Source organism: Streptomyces huasconensis (assembly GCF_021028635.1).
GTDB lineage: Bacteria > Actinomycetota > Actinomycetes > Streptomycetales > Streptomycetaceae > Streptomyces > Streptomyces huasconensis.
Genome location: NZ_CP086119.1, coordinates 2,926,820 through 2,947,177 on the forward strand (window position 1 = coordinate 2,926,820; position 20,358 = coordinate 2,947,177).

The following is a 20,358-nucleotide window of genomic DNA, read 5'->3' on the forward strand; positions in this document are numbered from 1 at the left end:
GCCCCTACTGCGATTCCCCGGGGCTGTCCTGGGGCACGTCCGGCGACCCGGCCGACCCGCCGGGCCCTCGCCCCTCACGCCGCTTCTCGCGCTTGCGCATGTGCAGCTCGTGCAGCTCCTCGTGCTTGAGGCGGTGCTGTTCGGCCCGTTCCCAGTGCGCCGCACGGCGCGCCTCGCGGCGCTCCAGCTTCTCGCGCCGCCGCTCCTCCTTGAGCCGCAGCTTCTCGGCCCTGCGCAGCTTGCGGTCGACGCCGACGCCGCCCATCAGGGCGAAGCCGGTGACGACCACGCGGGGCGAGCCGGGGGTGCCCACACCGGTCGCCTTGTCGTCGAAGCCGCCCATGATCCCCAGGCCGCGCACCACCACGTTCATCTCGGGCGGCACGATGACCTGGAGGCCGCCCATGACGGTGAAGCAGCGGATCTCCACGTCGCGCTCGCTGAAGTACGCCTCGCGCAGGTCGATCTCGCCGCCGCCCCACATCGCGAACGCGGTGAACTGCCGCCCGACGACCCAGCCGCCCTTGCGGCTGAACCCGCTCCAGAAGGCGAAGCCGCCGGACGACGACGGTTCGCCGTCCACCATCCGCGCCGCCCAGTCGGTGGCGGCCGGATCGTCGCTCACCGGCTGCTTCACCATGGACACCTTGGCCGCGCCGTGCGCGGGCAGGTCGCGGGTGATCGGCTCCAGCTCGCCGTAGGTGCGGGCCTTGTACGTGGCGTCGAGACGCTCCTCGAACTCCGACATGTCGAGGCGGCCCTCGGCCATCGCGTCCCGCAGCACTTCGGCGACCCGCTCCCGGTCGGCGTCGGAGGCCCGCAGATCGGGCAGCGCGGACCCGTCGGGCCCGTGAGAGGTTCCCCCGGAGGATGCAGCATCACTCATGAGGGCAGCCTACGAGGTCACCTTCCCCGCGTACATCTTGGCGATGACCGCCTCGATGTCCGGCTCCCTGACCGAGAGATCGGCCAGCGGATACCGGTCCGCGATCCGCGCGACAAGCGGAGCCGCTGACTCCGCCGCCGGGAAGGCGAGCCACTGGCGTGGCCCCTCCACCTTCACCACCCGCGCCGACTCGACCTCGATGGGCGGCAGTTCACGCTCCAGGTCGACGATGAGGGTGCGCTCGCTCTCGCCCACCTCGTGGAGGCCGGCGAGCGGACCGTCGTACATCAGGCGCCCGTGGTCGATGACCATCACGCGCTTGCAGAGCTGTTCGATGTCGGTGAGGTCGTGGGTGGTGAGCAGGACCGTGGTGCCGGACTGCGCGTTCAGGTCGCGCAGGAACTCCCGCACCTTCGCCTTGCTGATGACGTCCAGGCCGATCGTCGGCTCGTCCAGGTAGAGGACCTCGGGGTCGTGCAGGAGCGCCGCCGCGATGTCGCCGCGCATCCGCTGGCCGAGGGAGAGCTGGCGCACCGGCACGTCGAGCAGCGCGCCCAGTTCGAGCAGTTCCACGCACCGGTCGAGGTTCTCGCGGTAGCGGGCGTCCGGGATGCGGTACATGCGGTGCATCAGGCGGTACGAGTCGATGAGCGGCAGGTCCCACCAGAGCGTGGTGCGCTGGCCGAAGACCACGCCGATGCGCCGGGCGAGGCGGGTGCGCTCGCGCGAGGGGTCGATGCCGGCGACGCGCAGCCGTCCGCCGCTCGGGGTCAGGATGCCCGTCAGCATCTTGATCGTCGTCGACTTGCCCGCGCCGTTCGGCCCGATGTAGCCGACCATCTCGCCGCGCGGCACGGTGAAGGAGATGCCGTCGACCGCCCGCACCTCGTGCCGCTCGCGCCGCAGGAAGCCGGTCTTCCTGCGGACGTCGAAGACCTTCTCGACGCCGTCCAGCTCGATGAGGTCGGTTTCCATGAGGCGTCAGCTCCCTGTGCTGCGGTACGAACGAAGACCCGTGCGCCAGGCGAGCCCGGCGAGGGCGAGGCAGCCCGCGGCCACCAGCGGCGGTGTGAACGCCGTCCACACCGGCAGGTCGAGCGGATAGGGCCGCCCGAGGATGTACAGGGCGGGCAGCCAGTTCACGAAGGCCAGCGGCAGGACGAAGGTGACGCCGCGCACCAGCTCCTTGGCGAAGACGGTCGGCGGGTACTGGAGCAGCGTGGTGCCGCCGTAGGTGAAGGCGTTCTGCACCTCGGCCGCGTCCCGCGCCACGAACTGGAAGGCCGCGCCCGCCACGAACAGCGCCCCGAAGATGCCCGCCCCGCTGAGCAGCATCACCGGCACCGTCAGGACCTTCACCACGGTCCAGTCGATGTCCAGGATCACCAGGGCGTACGTGAGGACGAGCGCGCCCTGCGTCAGCCGGCCGATCCGGTGCAGCCCGAAGCGGTCGGCGGCGACCTGGGCGATGACCGGGGCGGGCCGGACGAGGAGCGTGTCGAGGGTGCCGTCGCGCACGCGCTTGCCGAGCCGCCCCATGGAGCCCAGCGAGAGGTCGGCGAGGCCGAAGGCGGTGCACGAGGCGCCGTACAGGAAGGCGATCTCCGCCAGCGAGTAGCCCCCGAGCCGGTCCACCTGGGAGAACATCAGCAGGATCGCCGCGAAGTCGAAGGCGGACACCGCGAAGTTGCCGAACGCCGTCAGCGCGAAGGACAGGCGGTAGGCCATGAGGGAGCGGACCCACATGGCGCAGATCAGCCGGTAGGCACGCACCCCGTCGCGCACCTGCGCCTGCCGGTGGCGCAGGCAGGGGCGCAGCCGGGGCAGCCCCGCCGAGCGGGACGGATCAGACGGACGGGATGGGCGGGTCGGCCGGGACGGGTCGGTCGGACGGGACGGGTCGGTCGGCCGGGGCGGGTCGGTCGACCGGGACAGGTCAGCAGGCCGGGACGCGTCAGTCGGCCGAGACGGGTCGGTCGACCGGGACAGGTCAGCAGGCCGAGACAGGTCAGTCGACCGAGACGAGCCGGTCGACCGGGGCAGGTCAGCAGGCCGAGACGAGCCGGTCGACCGAGACGGGTCAGCTGGCCGGGCCGTGTCAGTCGGCCGAGACGGGTCAGTGGGCCGAGACGGGTCGGTCAACCGGGACAGGTCAGCAGGCCGAGACAGGTCAGTCGACCGAGACGAGCCGGTCAACCGGGACAGGTCAGCAGGCCGAGACAGGTCAGTCGACCGAGACGAGCCGGTCAACCGGGACAGGTCAGCAGGCCGAGACAGGTCAGTCGACCGAGACGAGCCGGTCGACCGAGACGGGTCAGCTGGCCGGGACGTGTCAGTCGGCCGAGACGGGTCAGTCGACCGAGACGAGCCGGTCGACCGGGACAGGTCACTCGGCCGAGACGAGCCGGTCGACCGAGACGGGTCAGCCGGACGGGACGGATCAGTCGGCCAGGACGGATCAGCCACCCTGAACCACCACCCTCCGGGTCGCCGCGGCCTGGAGCAGCCGCCCCGCGCTCAGCAGCACCGCGGCCCAGCCGAGCTGGAAGGCGTACGCACGGACGAGGTCAAGGCCGGTGCGCTCGCCGAGGAACACATCGGCGGGCACCTGGAGCAGCGCCGACCACGGCAGCGCGCGGGCGATCTCGCCGAGCGCCCCGGGGAAGACGTTCAGCGGCAGCAGCATCCCGGAGAAGAAGGTGCCCGCGAGCAGCGCGATCTGGCTGACGCCCGCGCCGTCCATGGTCCAGAACGCGGAGAGCGCCGCCAGGAACCGCAGCCCGAAGCTGACCAGCATGCCGAGCCCGACGGCCGCGAGGAACGCGAGCCAGCGCAGCGGGTCGGGGGGCAGCGCCAGGTCGAAGACGAGGCCGCCGGCGGCCATCGGCAGGACACCGCGCCCGAGGAACTGGAACAGGGCCCGGCCCAGGTCGCTCGCCAGCCACCAGGCCTGGAGGTCGGCGGGCCGGTAGAGGTCGACGGCGATGTCCCCGGTGCGGATACGCTCCATCAGCTCGTTCTCGAAGCCGCCGCCCATCAGCGCCATGACGGTGAGCAGGGCCTGGCCGAGCCAGACGAAGGTGACGGCCTGCGCCTGGTCGTATCCGCCGAGGCCGGGCCGCTCGTCCCAGAGCGCGATGTAGGTGTAGGCGAGGATGAGCCCGAAAATGGTGTTGGTGAACACACCCGCCGCGGTCGCGGCCCGGTAGGTGGCGTATCTGCGGAACCCTCCCGCGGCGACGGCGGCGTACAGACGGAACCGTCCTGCGCGCACGTGCATCCCTTTCACAGTGGGCCTCGTCCCGAAGCGGGCCAAAGCGCAGGATCGTACTGTGACCGGGATCGCAGGCGCCACGCATTTTCGCCTCGGGGGCGTGTGCCTGGTGTCCACTCCTGTGGCGACAGTGTGCAATGGGGGTGACGAGGCGCACTGGACGTACGACGCTAACCGGGAGTTCCGCAAGACATGAGCGACGAGCCGCAGCAGCAGGGCCCCGCCGGGGACGGTGGCGAGGCCACCGGGACCGGCAAGGCCAAGAAGCCGAAGCGCCCCAAGCGCAAGGGCTGGCGGCGGATCTTCCCGACCTGGCGCATGGTGCTCGGCGGCTTCCTGCTGCTGGCCCTGCTCTGCGTGGGCGCCTTCCTGACCGGCTACTTCCTGGTGGACATCCCCCCGGCCAACGCCGCGGCGACCAAGCAGAGCAACGTCTACCTGTACGCCGACGGGACCGAGATCGCCCGCGACGGCAAGGTCAACCGCGAGAACGTCCCGCTCAAGGAAGTCCCCCTGCACGTCCAGCGCGCCGTCCTCGCCGCCGAGGACCGCGACTTCCACAGCGAGTCCGCGGTCGACCCGAAGGCGATGATCCGCGCGGCCTGGAACACCGTCACCGGCAAGGGCAAGCAGTCCGGCTCCACGATCACCCAGCAGTACGTGAAGAACTACTACCTGGGCCAGGAGCAGACGGTCAGCCGCAAGGTGAAGGAGTTCTTCATCTCCATCAAGCTGGACCGCGAGGTGAGCAAGGACGACATCCTCTCCGGCTACCTCAACACCAGCTACTTCGGCCGCAACGCGTACGGCGTGCAGGCCGCCGCCCAGGCGTACTACGGCAAGAACGTCCGGGAGCTGTCCACCGCCGAGGGCGCCTACCTCGCGACCCTGCTCAACTCCCCCAACGCCTACGACGTCGCCACGCACCCCGAGAACAAGCAGCGCGCGGCGGGCCGCTGGAACTACGTCCTGGACGGCATGGTCAAGGAGGGCTGGCTCGACAAGGCGGACCGAGAGAAGGCGAAGTTCCCGATGCCCGACGAGGCCAAGGGCGCGGCGGGCCTGTCCGGGCAGCGCGGCTATGTCGTCAAGGCCGTGGAGGACTACCTCACCAGCAACAAGATCATCGACGAGGAGACCCTCGCCAAGGGCGGCTACCGCATCACCACGACGCTCCAGAAGGACCGCCAGGACGCCTTCAAGAAGGCCGTCGACGACCAGGTGATGTCGAAGATCGACAAGGACGCCCGCAAGGTCGACCGCAACGTCCGCGCGGGCGGCGCCTCCATCGACCCGGCCACCGGCAAGGTCGTCGCGATGTACGGCGGCATCGACTACACCAAGCAGTACGTCAACAACGCGACGCGCCGCGACTACCAGGTCGGCTCCACCTTCAAGCCGTTCGTGTTCACCTCGGCCGTGGAGAACGGCTCGGTCACCCAGGACGGCCGCCCCATCACCCCGAACACCGTGTACGACGGCACCAACAAGCGCCCGGTGCAGGGCTGGAGCGGTGGCGCGTACGCCCCCGAGAACGAGGACCAGGTCAACTACGGCGACATCACCGTCCGCGAGGCCACCGACAAGTCCGTGAACTCGGTCTACGCGCAGATGGCCGTCGACGTCGGCTCCGACAAGGTCAAGGACACCGCGATCGCCCTCGGCGTCCCGAAGACCACCCCCGACCTCACCGCCTCCCCCTCCATCGCGCTCGGCCCCTCCACCGCGAGCGTCCTGGACATGACCGAGGCGTACGCGACCCTGGCCAATCACGGCAAGCACGGCACGTACACGCTCGTCGAGAAGATCACCAAGGCGGGTGAGGAGGTCGAGCTGCCGGAGCAGGACACCAAGCAGGCCGTCACCCGCGAGGCCGCCGACACGACCACCTCCATCCTGCGGAGCGTCGTCCAGGGCGGCACCGGCACCGCCGCCCAGGGCGCGGGACGGCCCGCCGCGGGCAAGACCGGCACCGCCGAGAACGACACGGCGGCCTGGTTCGCCGGCTACACCCCCGACCTCGCCACCGTGGTCGCCGTCATGGGCCAGAACCCGGACACCGGCGCGCACACCCCGCTGTACGGCGCGCTCGGCGAGGCCCGCATCAACGGCGGCGGCTACCCGGCCCGCATCTGGGCGCAGTTCACCAAGGCCGCCCTGGACGGCAAGCCGGTCAAGGACTTCGACCTGGAGCTGGGGCAGGGCGCGGACGTCCCCGTGCCGCCCGACCCGACCGCCACCGGCGGCACCCGCGCCCCGGAGACCGGCAAGCCCACCGACGGCGGCGGCCCCACCGACGGCGGCACGACGGACGGCGGCCCCACCGACGGCGGCACCACCACGGACGGCGGCACCGACACCGGCGGCCCCACCACCGGCGGCGGCACCGACACCGGCGGGCCGGCCACCGGCGGCCAGACGGGTGACCAGACCGACGGCGGCACCACCACGGACGGCGGCACCACCGACGGCGGAACAGCCGACGGCGGCACCCCCGGCGGCCCCACGGACGGCGGCACCGACGCGGGAGGAGCGACCGACGACGGCGGCGCCTCGGACGGCGGCGGGATCGGCCTGACGGACGGCTAGCACCGCCCGCCCCCCGCACCGGTCAGTGCCCCGAGGTCGCCTTCAGACCGACCACGGCCACCAGCAGCAGACAGACGAAGAAGATACGGGCGGCGGTGACCGGCTCCCCCAGGATCACCATGCCGAGCACCGCCGCACCCGCGGCACCGATGCCCACCCACACGCCGTACGCGGTACCGATGGGCAGCGACCTGGCGGCGTAGGACAGCAGCAGCATGCTCGCGACGATGCCCGCGCCCGTGAAGACGCTGGGCCACAGCCGGGTGAAACCGTCGGTGTACTTCATCCCGATCGACCAGCCCACTTCGAGCAGACCGGCGACGATCAACAGAACCCAGGCCATGACGGCACCTCCGACGAGTAGGACACGCGCCGAGCGCGTGTCGCCTGATGGGGATGCGTCGTCTTTGCGGAAACCCGGTACGGCGCGTCTCGTCGGGGTCCCTCCACGGTAGCAAAAGCATGCGGAAGGGGCTGGTGACCGTGGTCACCAGCCCCTTCGGCGCCGCCCGCGCGTACAGACCCGGGCGGCTACAGGTACAGGCCCGTCGAGTCCTCGGACCCCTCGAACCGGTCCGCGGCCACCGCGTGCAGATCGCGCTCGCGCATCAGGACGTACGCCACGCCCCGCACCTCGACCTCGGCGCGGTCCTCGGGGTCGTACAGCACCCGGTCGCCCGGCTCTACCGTGCGCACGTTCTGCCCGACGGCGACCACCTCGGCCCAGCCGAGCCGGCGGCCCACGGCCGCGGTCGCGGGAATCAGGATGCCGCCGCCGGAGCGCCGCTCGCCCTCGCTGGTGTCCTGCCGCACGAGCACGCGGTCGTGCAACATCCGGATGGGCAGCTTGTCGTCGTGGTGGGTCTTCTCGCTCACGCCATGAACTTACCTGCCCCGGCGCGCCATGAGGCCCTCCGGGGCAGTTGTCGCACGGCCGCGGCTCAGCGGTCGCGGCGCCGCGAGCCCACCACGAGCAGCCCGACGACACCCACGGCGACCAGCGCCACCGGGACGATCCGCTCGATACGGGGCGAACCGTCCTCCGCGACGAACTGGCCCCTCAGCTCCGAGACGAATCGGTTCGCCCCGACGTACGCCCGGCCCAGCGAGTTGTCCACGCTGGAGACGACCTTCGCCTTCGCGTCCCCGACGATCGTCTTCGGGTGGACGCGCACCCCGATCTCGTCGAGGGTCTCGGCCAGCTGGTCGCGCCGGCGCTTGATGTCCGCCTCGATCTGCGCAGGGGTCCTGGCATCCGACACCGCGCTGCCTCCAGGTCGTATCGATTGTGTGGACGTGATCTGTGACCACAGTCTGTCAGCTTCCCGCGCGCCGCACCCCACGGCACCCCTATGACGACCCCCATTACGCTCGACTCCGTCACCTACCTCCTGCCCCAGCCCACCACGAGGAGACCGAAGATGAGCGAGCGACTTCAGCCCGGCGACACCGCCCCCGCCTTCACCCTGCCCGACGCCGACGGCAAGGACGTCTCGCTGGCCGACCACAAGGGCCGCAAGGTCATCGTCTACTTCTACCCCGCCGCCCTCACTCCCGGCTGCACCAAGCAGGCCTGCGACTTCACCGACAACCTCGACGTCCTCGCCGCCGCCGGTTACGACGTCATCGGCGTGTCACCCGACAAGCCGGAGAAGCTCGCGAAGTTCCGCGAGCAGGAGAACCTCAAGGTCACCCTGGTCGGCGACCCCTCCAAGGAGACCCTGGCCGCCTACGGCGCCTTCGGCGAGAAGAAGCTCTACGGCAAGACGGTGACCGGTGTCATCCGCTCGACCGTCGTCGTCGACGAGGAGGGCAAGGTCGAGCACGCCTTCTACAACGTCAAGGCGACCGGCCACGTCGCCAAGATCATCAAGGACCTGGGCGTCTGACCGACGACTCCCCCGCTGGTCACACTGCGACAAAGGCCCCCCCCGGGGGCCTTTTGTTTGCACCGGCGATGTTCGAGCAGGTGAGCGGGAGGGAAATCCGGGGGCCTGTTGCCCCGGGGACCCCGGGGGAGCACGTCCGAAGAACGAAAGGAACCACTCCATGGCGGCCCACGACGACACCGCGGCCGACGCCGCGGCCGACACCGAGGCCATCAGACGCCACCGCACCCTGTTCCGGGCCGCCGACCGGCGCAAGAACCCGCCGCTGCGCCGCACCGACATCACGGTCACGGACGAGGCGGCGGTCAAGCGGGCGGTCAAGGCGGCCTCGCTCGGCAACGCCATGGAATGGTTCGACTTCGGCATCTACAGCTACCTGGCCGTCACCCTCGGCCACGTCTTCTTCCCGTCCGGGAACGAAACGGTCCAGCTGATCTCCTCCTTCGCCACCTTCGCGGTCTCCTTCCTGGTCCGGCCCATCGGCGGCATGGTGTTCGGCCCGATGGGCGACAAGATCGGCCGCAAGAAGGTCCTCGCCCTCACGATGATCATGATGGCGATCGGCACCCTCGCCATCGGCCTCATCCCCTCCTACGCCGCGATCGGCTTCTGGGCGCCGGCCCTCCTGATCTTCTTCCGCCTGGTCCAGGGCTTCTCCACCGGCGGTGAGTACGGCGGCGCGTCCACCTTCATAGCCGAGTACGCCCCCGACAAGCGCCGCGGCTACTTCGGCAGCTTCCTGGAGGTCGGCACGCTGGCCGGCTATACGGGCGCGGCGGGTCTGGTCCTCATCCTGAACACCACGCTCGGCGCGGACGCCATGGAGTCCTGGGGCTGGCGCGTGCCGTTCCTCGTCGCGGGTCCGCTGGGCCTCGTCGGCCTCTACCTCCGCCTCAAGCTGGACGAGACCCCCGCCTTCCAGAAGATGGAGGACGCCACCTACCACGCGGCCTCCGAGGGCGCCTCCGCGGTGGAGACCACCGCCAAGGGCGACCTGGCGAAGATCTTCCGGCAGCACTGGCCCATGCTGATCCTGTGCATCGCCCTGGTCGGCGCGTACAACGTCACCGACTACATGCTGCTGTCGTACATGCCGACGTACCTCTCCGACGAACTCGGCTACGACGACTCCCACGGCCTGCTCCTGCTCATCGGCACGATGATCGTCCTGATGCTGATCATCAGCCAGGTCGGCAAGCTCTCCGACCGCTTCGGCCGCAAGCCGCTGCTGATGACGGGCATGCTGGGCTTCCTGTTCCTCTCCCTGCCGGCCTTCCTCCTCATCAAGCAGGGCAGCCTGCTCGCGGTCGCCGCCGGCATGCTCCTGCTCGGTCTCTCCCTGGTCTGCCTCCTCGGCACGATGTCGGCGACGCTTCCGGCCCTCTTCCCCACGTCGGTCCGCTACGGCTCGCTCTCCGTGGGCTACAACGTCTCCACCTCCCTCTTCGGCGGCACGGCACCCCTCGTCATCACGTCCCTGATCAGCGTCACGGGCACGGACATGGTCCCGGCGTACTACTCGATGGCGGCGGCGGTCGTCGGCGTCATCGCGGTGGCCTGCATGAAGGAAACGGCCCAGAAGCCGCTGGCGGGTTCACCGCCGTCGGTGGAGACGAAGGAGGAGGCGGCGGAACTGGTAGAGGCCCAGACAACGGCCCCAAGGTTCTGACCTCCCCCTTCTCCCCCTCCCGGAATGGCCTGCCCCACCGCTAAATGGGGCAGGCCATTCCGCATTCCGGGCGTGACGGCCCGATTTTCGGTTCGTTACTCCGTACGGGGCTGCGAACGTGCGGCCGGATGCGGAGGAGAAGATGCCAGTCAGTCCGTACACCAGGGAACGCCTGGAGGAGGCGGCGAAGTCGTCGCGAACGTTGTCCGAGGCGCTAAGGAAGTTGGGGGTCGATCCGAAGAGCCCGACGCGGAGGTACGTCCGTGAACGGATGCGGAGGCTGGGAGTCGATACGTCGCATTTCCAGCGGGAGGGGACTCGGTGGACCAAGGAGCTCCTGGAGCCGGCGGTCGCCGCGTCGACCAGCGTGAATGACGTGCTGCGATACCTGGGAATCGAGATCGTGGGCGGTCACCACACGCACATCAGCCGTCGCATCAAAGCGTACGGAATCGATACGGCGCACTTCCAACAGCCGTCCCGGCGCGGCATCCCCAAGCAGCGCCGCACACCCGACCAACTCCTCGTCGAGCAAGAACCGACCGGCGCCCGGCGCATCCAGAGCGACCGACTACGACAGGCCATGGCCGAACTCGGCGTCGCGGAGCGGTGTGCGATGTGCGGGACGGAACCGCTGTGGCGAGGGCATCCCCTGCCACTGGAGGTCGACCACATCGACGGCAACTGGCGCAACAACAAGATCGATAACCTGCGGCTCCTGTGCCCCAACTGCCACTCGACCACTGACACGTACCGCGGCCGCGGCAAAGGCCGCCAGCCATGAGCGAGCCTGTCCACTACACGCGGGAACTTCTGACCGCGGCCGCGAAGAACTGCTCAAGCATCGACGAAGTCATCACCTTCGTAGGAGCACGCCCATACCGGGGTCTGCGTCGTCACCTGTTCAAACGCTTCGACGATTTCCGGATCGATGTCTCCCACATGCCACGTCATCTCCGAGGCGGCCCATGCCCGAAGCCGCCATCGGACGAACTCCGGCAGGCGGTTGCCCAGAGTTCATCGATTGCCGAAGCACTGCGCGCTTTGGGCATGCCGGAGAACAGTCGATTACGCACATTGCTGCCGCGGTGGGCCAAGGAGGACGGGCTCGATACGTCTCACTTCCTCGGCCAGGCCCACCAGCGAGGCAGGCCGGGGCCAACACCCGTGAAAAGAGCTGCGGATGTACTCGTCAAGCATGACGGGGCACATCGCACCAGGACCGCCCTGTTGCGTCGAGCCCTCCGCGAGATCGGCGTCCGCGAACTCTGCGACGAGTGCGGAACCCCACCCGAATGGAACGGACGGCCCATGACGTTGGAGGTCGACCACATCAACGGCGACTGGAGCGACGACCGGCGCGAGAATCTGCGGCTGTTGTGCCCCAACTGTCATGCGATCACCGACACGTGGTGCAGGGGCGGGAACCGGCGCCGCCCGTAGTGCAGCACGAGGACGTCGGTACCATGGGCAGGTACGCGGCCGTTGCTGAATGGTATAAGCAGAGGTTTTAGGTGCCTCGGGGCATTTGCCCATGTGGGTTCGACTCCCATCGGCCGCACATCACAAAGGGGCCGTCCGCTTCGGACGGCCCCTTCGCCATGGCTCAGCCCAACAACTCCCGCACCACCGGCACCAACCCCCGGAACGCCTTCCCGCGATGGCTGATCGCGTTCTTTGCCTCTGCCGTCAGCTCCGCGCACGTGCGCGTCTCGCCCTCCGGCTGGAGGATCGGGTCGTAGCCGAAGCCGCCGGAGCCCGTGGGGGCGGTCCGCAGGGTGCCTCGCATGCGGCCCTCGACCACCCGCTCCGTGCCGTCCGGCAGCGCCAGGGCCGCCGCGCAGGCGAAGTGGGCTCCGCGGTGTTCCGCGGAGATGTCGGACAACTGGGCCAGCAGGAGGTTCAGGTTCGCGGTGTCGTCGCCGTGGCGGCCGGCCCAGCGGGCGGAGAAGATGCCGGGGGCTCCGCCGAGGACGTCGACACACAGCCCCGAGTCGTCGGCGACGGCGGGCAGCCCGGTCGCCCGGGCGAGGGCGTGCGCCTTGAGCAGGGCGTTCTCGGCGAAGGTGACGCCGGTTTCCTTGACGTCGGGGATCTCGGGGTAGGCGTCCGCGCCGACGAGCTCATGGGTGAGGCCTGCGTCGGCGAGGATCGCCCTCAGTTCCGTGATCTTGCCGTTGTTGCGGGTGGCGAGGATGAGGCGGGTCATGCCCCCAGTATCCAGGGGGCACGGCGCGGGCCCGCTACGGCGTGCAGACCTTCGTCAGTTCGCCCGCCGCGTCGGTGACGGGGCCGACGTCCGGGGTGTTGTCGCCGTTCTTGATGGCCTCGCGGACGTTGTCGACGGCCTTGTCGAGGTCGTCGACGGCCTTGTTCACGTCGGTGTCGTCAGTCTTGTCGCTGATCTTGTCGAGGTTCTTGCCGATGTCGTCGAGGGCCCGGTCGGCCTCGGCGGGGTTGTCGGCGGCGTTCTCGACGGCCTGCTGCAGGTCGGTGACGCTGTCGGCGATGGTGTCCGCGGTCTGGACGCAGTCCAGGGCCTTGCTGACGGCGTCGCAGCCGACGAGGCCGGCGGCGGCCGGTACGGCGATCAGTGCTGTGGCGACAGCGGTGGCGATACGACGGTGACGCGCGGCCATGGTTGGGTCCCTCCCCGTGGGCGTACGGGCGCGCGGTTCTTCCGCACGCCCGTACTTCGTGACTACTTGTAACAACGCCCGTCAGGGGGTCGTTGGTTGCCTGCGTTACGCGACTCGCCGCCGCGCCGTGTCAGCGCGTCGCTTCGAGCGCCTCGCGCTGGAGGGCGGCGAGGTCCTCGCAGCCGCCGACGGCGAGGTCGAGGAGGGCGTTGAGTTCCTTGCGGTCGAAGGGCTCGGCCTCGGCGGTGCCCTGGACCTCGACGAAGCGGCCGTCGCCGGTGCAGACGACGTTCATGTCGGTCTCGGCCTTGACGTCTTCCTCGTAGCAGAGGTCGAGGAGGGGGACGCCGCCGACGATGCCGACGGAGACGGCGGAGACGGTGTCGGTGAGGGGCTTGCGGCCGGCCTTGACGAGCTTCTTGCCCTGGGCCCAGGCGACGGCGTCGGCGAGGGCGACGTAGGCGCCGGTGATGGCGGCGGTGCGGGTGCCGCCGTCGGCCTGGAGGACGTCGCAGTCGAGGACGATGGTGTTCTCGCCGAGGGACTTGTAGTCGATGACGGCGCGCAGGCTGCGGCCGATGAGGCGGGAGATCTCGTGGGTGCGGCCGCCGATCTTGCCGCGGACGGCTTCGCGGTCGCCGCGGGTGTTGGTGGAGCGGGGCAGCATGGAGTACTCGGCGGTGACCCAGCCTTCGCCGCTGCCCTTGCGCCAGCGCGGGACGCCTTCGGTGACGGAGGCGGTGCAGAAGACCTTGGTGTCGCCGAAGGAGATGAGGACGGAGCCCTCGGCGTGCTTGCTCCAGCCGCGTTCGATGGTGACGGGGCGGAGCTGTTCGGGGGCGCGGCCGTCGATGCGGGGCGAGGGCGTAGAGGACATGGGCTGAGCCTATCGGGACATGGGTGAGGGCCCTCCCCGGTCCGGGAAAGGGCCCTCGTCCGTGAACCCGAAGGGTTCAGGAACTCACATCATGTCTTCGATGTCGGCGGCGATCGGGTCGGCGTCGGTGCCGATGACGACCTGGATCGCGGTGCCCATCTTGACGACGCCGTGGGCGCCGGCGGCCTTCAGCGCGGCGTCGTCGACGAGGTCCGGGTCGCGGACCTCGGTGCGCAGGCGGGTGATGCAGCCCTCGACCTCTTCGATGTTGTCGATGCCGCCGAGCCCGGCGACGATCTTCTCAGCCTTGCTGGCCATGTGTTTCTCCCTGGTTCCAAAGGACGCGGCCCCCGGGCACGCCGCAGGTCGCTGTGTCACGTTAACGCACGGTTGGACCATCTTCGCGGGCGGTCGGGGCGCACGTACTCAATGATGACGATCAAGGTGTCGTCGCCCCGTGCCGGTTCGCGTCGGAGCGGCACCCCCAGCCGTTCCCAACTGGTCTACACCAGTTTAGGGCGACCGCCAAACCAGGCCTGTCCCGGGAGGACGCCGATGAGTTCCGACGCTGCCGCGGCCCCGCGGAAGAAGCCGCGGAAGAAGTGGTGGAACGGCCTGTTCCAGGGCCTGCAGAAGATGGGCCGCAGCCTCCAGCTGCCCATCGCGGTGCTGCCCGCCGCCGGCATCCTCAACCGTCTCGGCCAGCCGGACGTCTTCGGCGACGACGGGCTCGGCTGGACGAACGTCGCCAAGGTCTTCGCGGCGGCCGGGGGCTCCCTGCTCGACTCCTCGCTCGGTCTGCCGCTGCTGTTCTGCATCGGTGTGGCGATCGGCATGGCGAAGAAGTCGGACGGGTCGACGGCGCTCGCGGCGGTCGCGGGTTTCCTCGTCTATTACGCGGTGCTGCGGGCCTTCCCCGACGACTGTCCGACGGACACCACTTTCTCGGCCGCCGGGATGTGGGGCGGTGTCTGCGTCGCCGAGGACGGGACGGTGGCGCAGGCGGCGTACCAGAACCCGGGGGTCTTCGGCGGCATCGTGATGGGGCTGCTGGCCGCGTGGTTCTGGCAGCGCTACCACCGCGTGAAGCTGGTCGACTGGCTCGGCTTCTTCAACGGCCGCCGGCTGGTGCCGATCATCATGGCGTTCGTGGGGCTGGTCTTCGCGGGGCTGTGCGTGTGGATCTGGCCGCCGATCGGTGACGCGCTGACCAGTTTCTCGAAGTGGCTGGTGGATCTGGGCTGGCTGGGCTCGGGCATCTTCGGCGTCGCCAACCGGGCGCTGCTCACGGTGGGCCTGCACCAGTTCCTCAATACGTTCGTGTGGTTCCAGTTCGGTGACTACACGAAGCCGGACGGCACGATGGTGCACGGCGACATCAACCGGTTCCTGGCGGGTGACCCGTCGGCGGGCCAGTTCACCTCGGGGTTCTTCCCGATCATGATGTTCGCGCTGCCCGCGGCGGCGCTGGCGATCACGCACTGCGCGCGTCCCGAGCGGCGCAAGGTGGTCGGCGGCATGATGCTGTCGGTCGGTCTGACGTCGTTCGTCACGGGGATCACCGAGCCGATCGAGTACTCGTTCCTCTTCATCGCCCCGCTGCTGTACGCGCTGCACGCGGTGCTCACGGGGGTGTCGATGGCGGTGACGTGGGCGCTGGGGGTGAAGGACGGGTTCAGCTTCTCGGCGGGGCTGATCGACTACGTCATCAACTGGAGTCTGGCGACGAAGCCGTGGCTGATCCTGCTGATCGGTCTGGGCTTCGGGATCGTGTACTACTTCGTGTTCCGCTTCGTGATCGTGAAGTTCGATCTGGCGACGCCGGGGCGTGAACCGGAGGAGGAGGCGGAGGCGTTGGACCGGGAGCAGACGAAGGCCTGAGCGGGCCGCCCGGGCGGTGCTCCCGGCTCTCGGCAAGGCCCTCGGACCCCGGGTCCGGGGGCCTTTGGTCTGCCTTTTCCGGATATGGCCCAGCACACAGGAATCACAGGTTCCTTATGTCACCTTCACCGTGCTACAACAGGTCTACACCACTAATGGTGTAGACCACGCGGCCTTCTCGCCGCGTCCCCCGGAGACGCCGCCGTCCCCCACTTCCGTGTCCCCAGGCGGCGCCTTGCCCACTGGAGGAAGTTGTGTCCACGGCCAGTGCCGCCCCCGCGGCCAAGAAGAAGGGCTCCGGCGCGATGGCTGTCATGCAGCGCATCGGCCGCAGCCTCATGCTGCCGGTCGCCGTGCTGCCCGCCGCAGCCCTCCTGGTCCGTTTCGGCCAGGACGACATGCTGGGCCGGGAGTCCTTCCCGACCTTCATCAACAAGCTCGCGGGCTACATGGCGGCGGGCGGTGGCGCGCTGCTCGACAACATGGCGCTGCTGTTCTGCGTCGGCATCGCGATCGGCTTCGCGAAGAAGTCGGACGGTTCGACGGCCCTCGCGGCCGTGACCGGCTACCTGGTCTTCCAGAAGGTGCTCGCCACCTTCACGGACAAGAACCTGCCGAAGGTCGCCGCCGTCGTCGACGGCAAGATCGTCATGAACGAGGCGCCGGTCAACGCCGGTGTGCTCGGCGGCGTCGTCATGGGCATCATCGTCGCCCTGCTGTACCAGAAGTTCTACCGGACCAAGCTGCCCGACTGGGCGGGCTTCTTCGGTGGCCGCCGTCTGGTGCCGATCCTCTCCGCCTTCGCGGGTCTGGTCGCGGGCATCGTCTTCGGTCTGATCTGGCCGGTGCTCGGCACCGGCCTGCACAACTTCAGCGAGTGGCTGGTCGGTTCGGGCGCCGTCGGCGCCGGTGTCTTCGGTGTCGCCAACCGCGCGCTGATCCCGATCGGCATGCACCACCTGCTGAACTCCTTCCCGTGGTTCCAGGCGGGCACGTACAACGACGGCGGCACGGACTACCACGGCGACATCGCCCGCTTCCTGCACGGCGACCCCAGCGCGGGCCAGTTCATGACCGGCTTCTTCCCGATCATGATGTTCGCCCTTCCGGCGGCCTGCCTCGCGATCGTGCACTGCGCCCGTCCCGAGCGCCGCAAGGTCGTCGGCGGCATGATGTTCTCGCTCGCGGCCACCGCCTTCGTGACCGGTGTGACCGAGCCGATCGAGTTCACCTTCATGTTCATCGCCCCGGTGCTGTACGCGATCCACGCGGTGCTCACCGGTGTCTCCATGGCGCTGACCTGGGCGCTCGGCATGAAGGACGGCTTCGGCTTCTCCGCGGGCGCGGTCGACTTCTTCCTGAACCTCGGCATCGCGAAGAACCCGTGGGGCCTGGCCCTGGTGGGCCTGTGCTTCGCGGCGGTCTACTACGTGGTCTTCCGCTTCGCGATCACCAAGTTCAACCTGCCGACGCCGGGCCGCGAGTCCGACGAGGAGCTGGCGGAGCTGCAGAAGGCCGAGGCGAAGTAGCCCGCGGCGCAGCTGAACGGGGAAGGGCCGGGCGTTGGTCACCAACGCCCGGCCCTTCCCTTTCGCGTGTCAGACCTCGTACGTCACCCCGGGCGCCGCCAGCTCCGCCGGCCCCCCGTAGACCGCGCGCGCGTCCGCGAGGTTCACCCGGGGGTCCGTCCACGGCGGGATGTGGGTGAGCAGCAGCCTTCCCACGCCGGCGCGCTGGGCGCACTCGCCCGCCTCGCGGCCGTTGAGGTGCAGATCGGGGATGTTCTCCTTGCCGTGCGTGAACGCCGCCTCGCACAGGAACAGGTCGGTGCCGGAGGCGAGTTCGTCCAGGCTGTCGCAGCTGCCGGTGTCGCCGGAGTACGTGAGGGACCGGCCGCCGTGCTCGACGCGGATGGCGTACGCCTCGACGGGGTGGCGCACCTTCTCGGTGCGCACCGCGAACGGGCCGATCTCGAACGACGCCGGCTTGACCGTGTGGAAGTCGAAGACCTCGCTCATCGAGGAGGCCGAGGGCGTGTCGGCGTACGCGGTGGTGAGGCGCTGCTCGGTGCCCTCGGGGCCGTAGACCGGGATGGGGGCGCAGCGGCCGCCCTCGTGCCGGTAGTAGCGCGCCACGAAGTACGCGCACATGTCGATGCAGTGGTCGGCGTGCAGGTGGCTGAGGAAGATCGCGTCGAGGTCGTACAGACCGATGTGGCGCTGCAGCTCGCCGAGGGCGCCGTTGCCCATGTCGAGCAGCAACCGGAAGCCGTCGGCCTCGACGAGGTAGCTCGAACAGGCCGACTCCGCTGACGGAAACGACCCCGAGCAGCCGACGACGGTGAGCTTCATGAAGCTGGAACCTCCGCGCTGGCGAAAGAGCTGGGGGGTGGGTGTGCGGTCCGTCGAGCGTAAGGCGCAAAAGGCCTGGTCGCTCCTCCGTCACGGGCCGTTGTGGGCGAACTCACCTGCGCTGTCACCGGTTCGGGGGGCGTGCGGGGCGGGCGTGCGGGACGGGGGTGCGGTGGCGGGCGGGGCGGGCGGTACGGGGGGCGCCCCGGTACCGTCGTGCGTATGGACACGTCCTGGTGGCTCGCGCTGGCCGCCGTGGTGGTGCTCGCGCTGGTCGTCGCGCTGGTGGACGGCTGGGGGCGCGGCCCCCGGCGGCCGGGCACCCGTCCGCCGGGCCGCCCGCGGCCGCCGCGGGGGCCCCGGCGGCGGCTTCCCGCGCCGCGGCCTGCCGAGATCTGGTGGGCGCGGGTGCCCTATGAGGACGGCCCCGGCGGCAAGGACCGGCCGTGTCTGGTGCTGTCGGTGCGCGGGGAGGGCGCCCTGGTCGCGAAGATCACCAGCAAGTACCACGACGAGCGGGCGGGGGTGATCCCGCTGCCGCCCGGCTCGGTGGGCGACGCGCACGGTCGGCCCAGCTTCCTGGAGACCGACGAGTTGCGCCGCGTACCGCTGTGGGAGTTCCGGCGCAGGGCCGGGGTGGTCGATCCGGTGCTGTGGGACCAGGTCCGGTATCTGGCGGACTGATCCGCCGTGGCCGGGCCTCCGCCCCCGCGCCCTGCTCCTCGAACAGTCCTACGAAAGGCTTGCGGACAGCTCTGCGCACTCTGGCGGCTAGGCCCAGAGCTGGCCTTGCAGCGTCTCGATGGCCGCCTCGGTCGTCTCCGCGGTGTAGACGCCCGTCGACAGGTACTTCCAGCCGCCGTCGGCGACGACGAAGACGATGTCCGCGGACTCCCCCGCCTTGACGGCCTTCTTGCCGACGCCGATCGCCGCGTGCAGCGCCGCGCCGGTGGAGACGCCCGCGAAGATGCCCTCCTGCTGGAGCAGTTCGCGCGTGCGGGTCACCGCGTCGGCGGAGCCGACGGAGAAGCGGCTGGTCAGGACGGAGGCGTCGTACAGCTCGGGGACGAAGCCCTCGTCGAGGTTGCGCAGGCCGTAGACGAGGTCGTCGTAGCGCGGCTCGGCGGCGACGATCTTGATGTCGGGCTTCTGTTCGCGCAGGTAGCGGCCGACGCCCATGAGGGTGCCGGTGGTGCCGAGGCCCGCCACGAAGTGGGTGACGGAGGGCAGGTCCGTGAGGATCTCCGGGCCCGTCGTGGCGTAATGGGCGCCCGCGTTGTCGGGGTTGCCGTACTGGTAGAGCATCACCCAGTCCGGGTGTTCGGCGGCCAGCTCCTTGGCGACGCGGACGGCGGTGTTGGAGCCGCCCGCGGCCGGTGAGGAGATGATCTCGGCGCCCCACATGGCGAGCAGGTCGCGCCGCTCCTGGGAGGTGTTCTCCGGCATGACGCACACGATGCGGTAGCCCTTGAGCTTGGCCGCCATCGCGAGGGAGATGCCGGTGTTGCCGGAGGTCGGCTCCAGGATCGTGCAGCCGGGCGTCAGCCTGCCGTCCTTCTCGGCCTGTTCGACCATGTGCAGCGCCGGCCGGTCCTTGACGGAGCCGGTGGGGTTGCGGTCCTCCAGCTTGGCCCAGATGCGGACCTCGTCGGAGGGGGACAGGCGCGGCAGGCGCACGAGCGGCGTGTTGCCGACGGCGGCGAGCGGGGAGTCGTAGCGAGGCATCCGGGATCGGGCCTAGACCATGCCGCCGGCGACGGCCGGCAGGATCGTGACGTTGTCGCCGTCGGTGAGCTTGGTGGAGATGCCGTCGAGGAAGCGGACGTCCTCGTCGTTGAGGTACACGTTCACGAAGCGGCGCAGCTTGCCGCCGTCGACGATGCGCTCGGCGATGCCCGCGTGCCGCGAGTCGAGGTCGGTGAAGAGCTCGGCGAGGGTGTCGCCGCTGCCCTGGACGGCCTTCTCGCCGTCGGTGTAGCTGCGGAGGATGGTGGGGATGCGGACCTCGATGGCCATGGCTGAGGGCTCCTGTCGGGAGTGTTCAGGTGAAGGGGCGCGCGGCGGTCCGGCCGTGGTCGTGCACCGGTGTGCGCGGTCGTACGCGGGTCAGGCGCCGCGGCCCGTCGCTGGCCGTGCGGCGGCAGGGGTCAGCGCGAACAGATGGCGCTGCTGAGCCTGCACAGGTCGACGTGCAGACGCGCCACGAGCAGCATGCCCGGCATCTTGTCGCTCACGTCGTGGGAAACCATGCGCTCATCGTATCGATTCCCGGTCCGGGTCCTGGAATGTGATCTCAGATGGTG

The 20,358-nt window shown here is 69.8% G+C and carries 23 protein-coding genes, 1 tRNA gene and 1 riboswitch; of the genes, 9 read left to right on the forward strand and 15 right to left on the reverse strand.

What is annotated here, in order from left to right; translation table 11 throughout:
* Nucleotides 1-4 precede the first annotated feature (4 nt).
* The 4 genes from J2N69_RS13175 to J2N69_RS13190 all read right to left on the reverse strand — a co-directional run bounded on the left by J2N69_RS13175 (nt 5) and on the right by J2N69_RS13190 (nt 4,166).
* Nucleotides 5-886 (reverse strand): DUF1707 SHOCT-like domain-containing protein, encoded by an 882-nt coding sequence (locus J2N69_RS13175; RefSeq protein ID WP_230900921.1) that lies wholly within the window; start codon nt 884-886, stop codon nt 5-7.
* 9 nt (nt 887-895) lie between these two features.
* Nucleotides 896-1,861, reverse strand: a complete 966-nt coding sequence (locus tag J2N69_RS13180; protein WP_230900922.1) for an ABC transporter ATP-binding protein — start codon at nt 1,859-1,861, stop codon at nt 896-898.
* A gap of 6 nt (nt 1,862-1,867) precedes the next feature.
* Complete coding sequence (locus J2N69_RS13185) at nt 1,868-2,713, reverse strand: ABC transporter permease (protein ID WP_230904713.1); 846 nt, start codon at nt 2,711-2,713, stop codon at nt 1,868-1,870.
* A 631-nt stretch (nt 2,714-3,344) separates the two neighbouring features.
* Nucleotides 3,345-4,166 carry an ABC transporter permease gene (locus J2N69_RS13190; protein ID WP_230900923.1) on the reverse strand — a complete coding sequence of 274 codons (822 nt, stop codon included), beginning with the start codon at nt 4,164-4,166 and terminating at the stop codon, nt 3,345-3,347.
* A 186-nt stretch (nt 4,167-4,352) separates the two neighbouring features.
* Between J2N69_RS13190 and J2N69_RS13195 the strand changes: the two genes are divergently transcribed.
* On the forward strand, nt 4,353-6,749 hold the full coding sequence (locus J2N69_RS13195) for a transglycosylase domain-containing protein (RefSeq protein WP_230900924.1): 2,397 nt from the start codon (nt 4,353-4,355) through the stop codon (nt 6,747-6,749).
* A gap of 22 nt (nt 6,750-6,771) precedes the next feature.
* Here the strand turns inward: J2N69_RS13195 and J2N69_RS13200 are convergent, their stop codons facing one another.
* The 3 genes from J2N69_RS13200 to J2N69_RS13210 form a co-directional block, all read right to left on the reverse strand.
* Nucleotides 6,772-7,092: a DMT family transporter gene (locus J2N69_RS13200; RefSeq protein ID WP_127912809.1), complete on the reverse strand. Its 321-nt coding sequence runs from the start codon at nt 7,090-7,092 to the stop codon at nt 6,772-6,774.
* A gap of 52 nt (nt 7,093-7,144) precedes the next feature.
* A riboswitch (guanidine-III (ykkC-III) riboswitch) is annotated at nt 7,145-7,215 on the reverse strand.
* 65 nt (nt 7,216-7,280) lie between these two features.
* Complete coding sequence (locus J2N69_RS13205) at nt 7,281-7,625, reverse strand: GroES family chaperonin (protein ID WP_127912808.1); 345 nt, start codon at nt 7,623-7,625, stop codon at nt 7,281-7,283.
* A gap of 65 nt (nt 7,626-7,690) precedes the next feature.
* Nucleotides 7,691-8,011: a DUF3618 domain-containing protein gene (locus J2N69_RS13210; RefSeq protein WP_230900925.1), complete on the reverse strand. Its 321-nt coding sequence runs from the start codon at nt 8,009-8,011 to the stop codon at nt 7,691-7,693.
* Nucleotides 8,012-8,170: 159 nt separating this feature from the next.
* Between J2N69_RS13210 and bcp the strand changes: the two genes are divergently transcribed.
* The 5 genes from bcp (at nt 8,171) to J2N69_RS13235 (ending at nt 11,868) form a co-directional block, all read left to right on the forward strand.
* The gene (bcp, locus tag J2N69_RS13215; RefSeq protein ID WP_230900926.1) at nt 8,171-8,638 is read left to right on the forward strand and encodes a thioredoxin-dependent thiol peroxidase; all 468 of its coding nucleotides are present in this window, start codon (nt 8,171-8,173) and stop codon (nt 8,636-8,638) included.
* A 160-nt stretch (nt 8,639-8,798) separates the two neighbouring features.
* Nucleotides 8,799-10,307 (forward strand): glycine betaine/L-proline transporter ProP, encoded by a 1,509-nt coding sequence (gene proP, locus J2N69_RS13220; protein ID WP_230900927.1) that lies wholly within the window; start codon nt 8,799-8,801, stop codon nt 10,305-10,307.
* 142 nt (nt 10,308-10,449) lie between these two features.
* On the forward strand, nt 10,450-11,091 hold the full coding sequence (locus tag J2N69_RS13225; RefSeq protein WP_230900928.1) for an HNH endonuclease signature motif containing protein: 642 nt from the start codon (nt 10,450-10,452) through the stop codon (nt 11,089-11,091).
* Nucleotides 11,088-11,750, forward strand: coding sequence for an HNH endonuclease (locus J2N69_RS13230; RefSeq protein ID WP_230900929.1), 663 nt, complete (start codon nt 11,088-11,090; stop codon nt 11,748-11,750). Before J2N69_RS13225 ends, J2N69_RS13230 begins: the two co-directional genes overlap by 4 nt.
* 35 nt (nt 11,751-11,785) lie before the next feature.
* A tRNA-Leu gene (locus J2N69_RS13235) sits at nt 11,786-11,868 on the forward strand.
* A gap of 45 nt (nt 11,869-11,913) precedes the next feature.
* Here J2N69_RS13235 and rdgB read toward each other — a convergent pair.
* From rdgB to J2N69_RS13255, 4 genes are all read right to left on the reverse strand, one after another.
* Nucleotides 11,914-12,516 (reverse strand): RdgB/HAM1 family non-canonical purine NTP pyrophosphatase, encoded by a 603-nt coding sequence (gene rdgB, locus J2N69_RS13240; RefSeq protein ID WP_230900930.1) that lies wholly within the window; start codon nt 12,514-12,516, stop codon nt 11,914-11,916.
* A gap of 34 nt (nt 12,517-12,550) precedes the next feature.
* Complete coding sequence (locus J2N69_RS13245; RefSeq protein ID WP_230900931.1) at nt 12,551-12,946, reverse strand: hypothetical protein; 396 nt, start codon at nt 12,944-12,946, stop codon at nt 12,551-12,553.
* A 130-nt stretch (nt 12,947-13,076) separates the two neighbouring features.
* A complete protein-coding gene (gene rph / locus J2N69_RS13250) occupies nt 13,077-13,823 on the reverse strand; it encodes a ribonuclease PH (RefSeq protein ID WP_127912803.1) in 747 nt (248 codons plus the stop codon).
* Between the two features lie 84 nt (nt 13,824-13,907).
* Complete coding sequence (locus J2N69_RS13255) at nt 13,908-14,141, reverse strand: PTS sugar transporter subunit IIB (protein WP_127912802.1); 234 nt, start codon at nt 14,139-14,141, stop codon at nt 13,908-13,910.
* A gap of 237 nt (nt 14,142-14,378) precedes the next feature.
* Between J2N69_RS13255 and J2N69_RS13260 the strand changes: the two genes are divergently transcribed.
* Complete coding sequence (locus J2N69_RS13260; RefSeq protein WP_230900932.1) at nt 14,379-15,704, forward strand: PTS transporter subunit EIIC; 1,326 nt, start codon at nt 14,379-14,381, stop codon at nt 15,702-15,704.
* Between the two features lie 254 nt (nt 15,705-15,958).
* Nucleotides 15,959-17,233: a PTS transporter subunit EIIC gene (locus J2N69_RS13265; protein WP_127912800.1), complete on the forward strand. Its 1,275-nt coding sequence runs from the start codon at nt 15,959-15,961 to the stop codon at nt 17,231-17,233.
* Between the two features lie 69 nt (nt 17,234-17,302).
* On the opposite strand, the gene J2N69_RS13270 is transcribed toward J2N69_RS13265, so the two are convergent.
* Nucleotides 17,303-18,055: an MBL fold metallo-hydrolase gene (locus J2N69_RS13270; protein WP_230900933.1), complete on the reverse strand. Its 753-nt coding sequence runs from the start codon at nt 18,053-18,055 to the stop codon at nt 17,303-17,305.
* Between the two features lie 222 nt (nt 18,056-18,277).
* On the opposite strand from J2N69_RS13270, the gene J2N69_RS13275 reads away from it, so the two are divergent.
* A complete protein-coding gene (locus J2N69_RS13275; protein WP_230900934.1) occupies nt 18,278-18,739 on the forward strand; it encodes a type II toxin-antitoxin system PemK/MazF family toxin in 462 nt (153 codons plus the stop codon).
* A gap of 87 nt (nt 18,740-18,826) precedes the next feature.
* On the opposite strand, the gene J2N69_RS13280 is transcribed toward J2N69_RS13275, so the two are convergent.
* From J2N69_RS13280 to J2N69_RS36515, 3 genes are all read right to left on the reverse strand, one after another.
* Complete coding sequence (locus J2N69_RS13280) at nt 18,827-19,780, reverse strand: PLP-dependent cysteine synthase family protein (RefSeq protein ID WP_230900935.1); 954 nt, start codon at nt 19,778-19,780, stop codon at nt 18,827-18,829.
* Between the two features lie 12 nt (nt 19,781-19,792).
* Nucleotides 19,793-20,071 carry a MoaD/ThiS family protein gene (locus J2N69_RS13285; RefSeq protein ID WP_230900936.1) on the reverse strand — a complete coding sequence of 93 codons (279 nt, stop codon included), beginning with the start codon at nt 20,069-20,071 and terminating at the stop codon, nt 19,793-19,795.
* 131 nt (nt 20,072-20,202) lie between these two features.
* Nucleotides 20,203-20,304 (reverse strand): putative leader peptide, encoded by a 102-nt coding sequence (locus tag J2N69_RS36515; protein ID WP_320590866.1) that lies wholly within the window; start codon nt 20,302-20,304, stop codon nt 20,203-20,205.
* Between the last annotated feature and the right edge of the window lie 54 nt (nt 20,305-20,358).

Bases quoted from the DNA above. Each gene is read 5' to 3' on its own strand.
- J2N69_RS13175 (WP_230900921.1), bottom strand. From the start codon at position 886: ATGAGTGATGCTGCATCCTCCGGGGGAACCTCTCACGGGCCCGACGGG.
- J2N69_RS13180 (WP_230900922.1), bottom strand. From the start codon at position 1,861: ATGGAAACCGACCTCATCGAGCTGGACGGCGTCGAGAAGGTCTTCGAC.
- J2N69_RS13190 (WP_230900923.1), bottom strand. From the start codon at position 4,166: ATGCACGTGCGCGCAGGACGGTTCCGTCTGTACGCCGCCGTCGCCGCG.
- J2N69_RS13195 (WP_230900924.1), top strand. From the start codon at position 4,353: ATGAGCGACGAGCCGCAGCAGCAGGGCCCCGCCGGGGACGGTGGCGAG.
- J2N69_RS13200 (WP_127912809.1), bottom strand. From the start codon at position 7,092: ATGGCCTGGGTTCTGTTGATCGTCGCCGGTCTGCTCGAAGTGGGCTGG.
- bcp (WP_230900926.1), top strand. From the start codon at position 8,171: ATGAGCGAGCGACTTCAGCCCGGCGACACCGCCCCCGCCTTCACCCTG.
- proP (WP_230900927.1), top strand. From the start codon at position 8,799: ATGGCGGCCCACGACGACACCGCGGCCGACGCCGCGGCCGACACCGAG.
- J2N69_RS13225 (WP_230900928.1), top strand. From the start codon at position 10,450: ATGCCAGTCAGTCCGTACACCAGGGAACGCCTGGAGGAGGCGGCGAAG.
- J2N69_RS13230 (WP_230900929.1), top strand. From the start codon at position 11,088: ATGAGCGAGCCTGTCCACTACACGCGGGAACTTCTGACCGCGGCCGCG.
- rdgB (WP_230900930.1), bottom strand. From the start codon at position 12,516: ATGACCCGCCTCATCCTCGCCACCCGCAACAACGGCAAGATCACGGAA.
- J2N69_RS13245 (WP_230900931.1), bottom strand. From the start codon at position 12,946: ATGGCCGCGCGTCACCGTCGTATCGCCACCGCTGTCGCCACAGCACTG.
- rph (WP_127912803.1), bottom strand. From the start codon at position 13,823: ATGTCCTCTACGCCCTCGCCCCGCATCGACGGCCGCGCCCCCGAACAG.
- J2N69_RS13255 (WP_127912802.1), bottom strand. From the start codon at position 14,141: ATGGCCAGCAAGGCTGAGAAGATCGTCGCCGGGCTCGGCGGCATCGAC.
- J2N69_RS13260 (WP_230900932.1), top strand. From the start codon at position 14,379: ATGAGTTCCGACGCTGCCGCGGCCCCGCGGAAGAAGCCGCGGAAGAAG.
- J2N69_RS13270 (WP_230900933.1), bottom strand. From the start codon at position 18,055: ATGAAGCTCACCGTCGTCGGCTGCTCGGGGTCGTTTCCGTCAGCGGAG.
- J2N69_RS13275 (WP_230900934.1), top strand. From the start codon at position 18,278: ATGGACACGTCCTGGTGGCTCGCGCTGGCCGCCGTGGTGGTGCTCGCG.
- J2N69_RS13280 (WP_230900935.1), bottom strand. From the start codon at position 19,780: ATGCCTCGCTACGACTCCCCGCTCGCCGCCGTCGGCAACACGCCGCTC.
- J2N69_RS13285 (WP_230900936.1), bottom strand. From the start codon at position 20,071: ATGGCCATCGAGGTCCGCATCCCCACCATCCTCCGCAGCTACACCGAC.
- J2N69_RS36515 (WP_320590866.1), bottom strand. From the start codon at position 20,304: ATGGTTTCCCACGACGTGAGCGACAAGATGCCGGGCATGCTGCTCGTG.